The sequence below is a fragment of the Moorena sp. SIO4G3 genome, assembly GCF_010692305.1.
GTDB lineage: Bacteria > Cyanobacteriota > Cyanobacteriia > Cyanobacteriales > Coleofasciculaceae > Moorena > Moorena producens_A.
Genome location: NZ_JAAHIG010000548.1, coordinates 1 through 4,515 on the forward strand (window position 1 = coordinate 1; position 4,515 = coordinate 4,515).

Consider the following 4,515-nt stretch of genomic DNA (forward strand, 5'->3'; position numbering starts at 1 on the left):
TTTGGCAAAAGGCTTTCCCTATACAAACTGAGCGAGAACCTGGGACGTCAAGTTTTTTGCTCACACTAATCATATAAAGTGATTTTTGTCAAGTTTTTTGTAAAGAAATATGTTTATAAAGCATAGCCTACAAACGAGGGCACTCCCCAAGGTGGAATAATATCCCCACTTCTGGCGAATATAGCCCTTCATGGAATGGAAGAACGAATTAAAACCTATGCTGAAACAATAAAATTAAAAGGAAAACAAAGGAGAAGTAAAAGCCAGAAAAGAAGCAGCATAAACCTAATTCGATATGCAGACGATTTTGTCATAATGCACAAAGACCAGGAAGTGGTAGAAGAATGTCAAAGAATCATTGAGGTTTGGCTGAAAGATATAGGCTTGGAATTGAAACCTAGTAAGACGAAAATTACCCACACCTCCGACGGATTTGATTTTCTCGGATTCAACATCCGACAATATAAGGTAGGAAAACATCAGTCTAAACAAGGTTTCAAGACCTTAATCAAACCATCTAAGAAGAAAGTGAAAGAATATTACGAGCGGCTTTCAGAAATCATTGAAAGACATAAAGCCGCTCCACAAGCTGCATTGATTAGCAAGCTCAAACCCATAATAACAGGTTGGTGTAATTACTACAGCTCCGCTGTCAGTAAGGAAACCTATTCCAAATTAGACCACCTACTCTGGAACAAACTTCAAAGATGGGGATATAGGAGACACCCTAACAAATCCAAAACCTGGACAAACAAGAAATACTGGGGGACTAAGGTAGAAAAACCCAAGAAACCCTGGGACGCACCGAAAATTGACAATTGGGTATTCATGACCGATAAGGAGAATTACCTTCCCAAGCACGCCAAGACTAAAATAGTCAGACACGTGAAAGTTAAAGAAACCCGGAGTCCATTCGACGGCGACCTGATTTATTGGAACACCAGAATGCAGAAACACCCTGAAATGACCAGTCAAAAGGGAAGACTTTTGAAAAGGCAAAAAGGGGTATGTGCTCATTGTGGTCTCATTTTCAGGGATGAAGATTTGATGGAGAAGCATCACATAATACCACGTTCACTCGGTGGAGACGACTCAGACAAAAATCTAGAGTTACTTCACCTACATTGCCACGACGCAAAGCACGGAAAGAAAACCGACTCATCCGAGTTAGATACCAATCCGTTCTAGAGGTACCAATGACAATGGTTCCTATGATGAGGAGCCGTATGACGGGAAACTGTCACGTACGGTTTTGAAGACGAGCCAGATGTGAGGCGACTCCCTGGCTTAGTTTAATAATACCACCGCAACAATAGCAGTCGTAACCCACAGCGGAACTGTAATCCATAGAGAGGTGCGACTCGTTAGCTATAAACCCTACATAACAAAGGTTGGGGGGACTAGCTGCTTGGTTCATCCGAACCATGACAACTTGATAACCATGGAGGTGTAAATCCTCCCCTCGTGAAATCCGAGTGACAGCCCTACCCTGATTTATGAATTTAACAAACTCATGAATTGATGCAAGGGTCGAACAGTGAAGCACTGCTAACCAAATGTGGTGTTAGTAACAGGCAAAGGACTCATGGGTACGCAAGGAAGGTACGTCTGAATCATCGTAAGGATTACGTAGTGAAACAGGTTGATACACTACAGACAAAAGTCAATGGAATATGGTTTACAAGGCTTTCTCATCTTGTAAAGATTTCCCATATATTCCCGGTGAAAAGTACCACCCTAAAAGTCCACAGAATGGTTATCAGGAACGAGATAACCCTTATACATACTCTCAGAAAGGTCGAATATTCTGAGTAGGTAGTTAGCCGTAAGTAGTATGAGGGCAAGATTGAGTCAAAAGCCAACGCCTGGGGTAATGCCCAGGATATGCTGACAGACTCACGTTATAGGAAATGGTATGGATGTAAGTAGCAATGAATAAGTCTAAAACTCGGGGGTTCGCCCCACAGTCGGAATGGAACAAAGTCAACTGGCGAAAGCTAGAAATGACAGTGTTTAAGTTGCAAAAACGTATATATCGAGCCTCTCAACGTGGTGACGTGAGCGTGGTAAGAAAACTCCAAAAGACATTGATGAAATCTTGGTCAGCCAAAATGATTGCGGTCAGACGGGTTACCCAGGAGAATAAAGGCAAAAAGACTGCCGGAATAGACGGGATAAAAGCTTTAACCAATAAGCAGCGTCTCGCCTTAGTAGCCAGCCTAAAAGTCTCAAAAAAGGCACAACCTACCAGAAGGGTCTGGATTCCCAAACCCGGAAAGAAGGAAAAACGACCTTTGGGGATTCCAGTCATGTATGACCGTGCTCTACAGGCACTTACCAAACAGGTTCTCGAACCCGAATGGGAAGCCAAATTTGAACCCAACTCCTATGGGTTCAGACCAGGACGCTCATGTCATGATGCCATAGAAGCAATATTCACGGCAACCAATCGTATGCCTAAATGGGTGCTCGATGCGGATATTGCCAAATGCTTCGACAAAATCAACCACGATGCACTCCTAACTAAATTGAATACTTATCCATCCATGAGACGTCTAATAAAGTCCTGGTTGAAAGCCGGTGTGATGGATAATGGGACGCTCTTCCCTACAGATGAGGGTACTCCTCAAGGTGGAGTCATCTCTCCACTTCTGGCGAATATAGCCCTCCATGGAATGGAAAAAAGGATTAAACAATATGCCGAATCAATGCCCGGATGTAAACGGGACAATAAGAGAGCGTTAAGTTTAATCCGATACGCAGATGATTTTGTCATTATGCATAAAGACCAAACCGTGGTAGAAGACTGTCAAGAAATCATTAACATATGGTTGAAAGACATGGGACTGGAACTAAAGCCAAGTAAAACAAGAATAATCCATACATATAACGGATTTGACTTCCTTGGATTCAATATCCGTCAATATAAGGTAGGAAAAAACCACTCTAAACAAGGCTTTAAAACCATTATCAAACCATCCGAAGACGCAATTTCAAAGCATTATGGGCAACTCTCAAAAGTCATAGATAGACACAGAGCTGCCCCACAGGAGGCATTAATAAGCCACCTAAAACCTATTATACGTGGATGGTGCAATTATTACAGAGGAGTATGTAGTAAAGAAACCTTCACAACAGTAGGACATATGCTCTGGAACAAACTCCGAAGATGGGGATACAGGAGACATCCCAAGAAATCAAGAACCTGGGTATACAAGAAATACTGGGGAACCAAAATAGAAAAGGCTAAGAAACCATGGGAACCTCCCAAGGTCGATAATTGGGTATTCATGACTGATGAGGAAAATTATCTTTCAAAACACGCCAAAACTAAAATTGTGAGGCATACAAAAGTCAAGGAAACCCGTAGCCCCTATGATGGCAACCTTATTTATTGGAACACCAGAATGAGAAAACATCCTGAGATGACCAGTCAAAAGGGAAGACTTTTGAAAAGGCAAGAAGGGAAATGTGCTTATTGTGGTCTCACCTTTAGAGATGGAGATTGGATTGAAAAACATCACATAATACCACGCGCTAATGGTGGAAGTGACCTAGATGAGAATCTAGAACTTCTCCACTTACATTGCCACGATAAAGTTCACGGGACAAAAGTGAATACTAAGGAATTAGATGAAAATCCATTCTAAAGAATTGAACAAAAGTCCATGGAAACGAGAGAAGGTACCAATGACAGTGGTTCCTATGATGAGGAGCCGTGTGATGCGAAAGTGTCACGCACGGTTTTGGAGACGAGTCAGTGGGGTGACTCACTGGCTTAGTTTTAATTTTATTCATCCTGGGAGAGACATAGACCGCAGGGACAAGCGACTAAAATCTGTATCTGTACGGGCATCTAAGACGATGGGAAAGGCTGGAAAACTCCATAAAGGTTTCTGCTCTAAAACCTATCAAAAAGCCGCACGAATCAACAACCAAATTGGCCACATCGTTTCTAAGCGAATTGTTCAGATTGCTGATCAGTTTAACTCTGAGGCTATTGTTTTTGAGAACCTTAAGGGATGGAAGCCAAAAGGTGGAAGGAAAAGGTCTAACCTCCGGCAAAGGTTCCATGGATGGCTAAAGGCAAAAATTCGCGATTTTACGCTTGAGAAATGGGCTGAGTTAGGTGGAAAAGTAATAGAAGTTGTGGCGGCTTACACCTCCAAACTCGCCTTTGATGGCTCCGGTATAGTAAAGAGAAATTCAAAAAAATACTCTCTAGCAACCTTCGCCTCAGGTAAGCGCTTTAATGCTGATCTAAATGGAGCTTACAATATCGGCGCTAGAGGTGTTCTTAAACTCGTTCGTAGGTGCGGCTTGTTTTGAGTAGGAGGTACTCATGAAAGAGTAAGGTATGACTCAAGTAACTCGCGGGGATAACCCCAAAAAGTTATAACTGTGTGCGGCTTGTTCTGAGTAGGAGCCTCCCTCGTGCGGGAGAGGTATGACTCAGGTAACTCGCGGGGACAACCCCAAGAATTATAACTGTTCATCCGGATGGCGGTGCAAACC

The 4,515-nt window shown here is 42.7% G+C and carries 2 protein-coding genes and 2 pseudogenes; all 4 read left to right on the forward strand.

The window, feature by feature from the left end:
* Positions 1 to 141: 141 nt before the first annotated feature.
* A pseudogene (locus tag F6J99_RS45990) lies at positions 142 to 753 on the forward strand (reverse transcriptase domain-containing protein); the annotation flags it as partial.
* A 210-nt stretch (positions 754 to 963) separates the two neighbouring features.
* The gene (locus F6J99_RS45995) at positions 964 to 1,188 is read left to right on the forward strand and encodes an HNH endonuclease signature motif containing protein (RefSeq protein ID WP_365975353.1); all 225 of its coding nucleotides are present in this window, start codon (positions 964 to 966) and stop codon (positions 1,186 to 1,188) included.
* A gap of 743 nt (positions 1,189 to 1,931) precedes the next feature.
* Complete coding sequence (gene ltrA, locus F6J99_RS42430) at positions 1,932 to 3,650, forward strand: group II intron reverse transcriptase/maturase (protein ID WP_365975352.1); 1,719 nt, start codon at positions 1,932 to 1,934, stop codon at positions 3,648 to 3,650.
* Positions 3,651 to 3,789: 139 nt separating this feature from the next.
* Positions 3,790 to 4,314 (forward strand): annotated as a pseudogene (locus F6J99_RS42435) (IS200/IS605 family accessory protein TnpB-related protein); the annotation flags it as partial.
* Positions 4,315 to 4,515 lie beyond the last annotated feature (201 nt).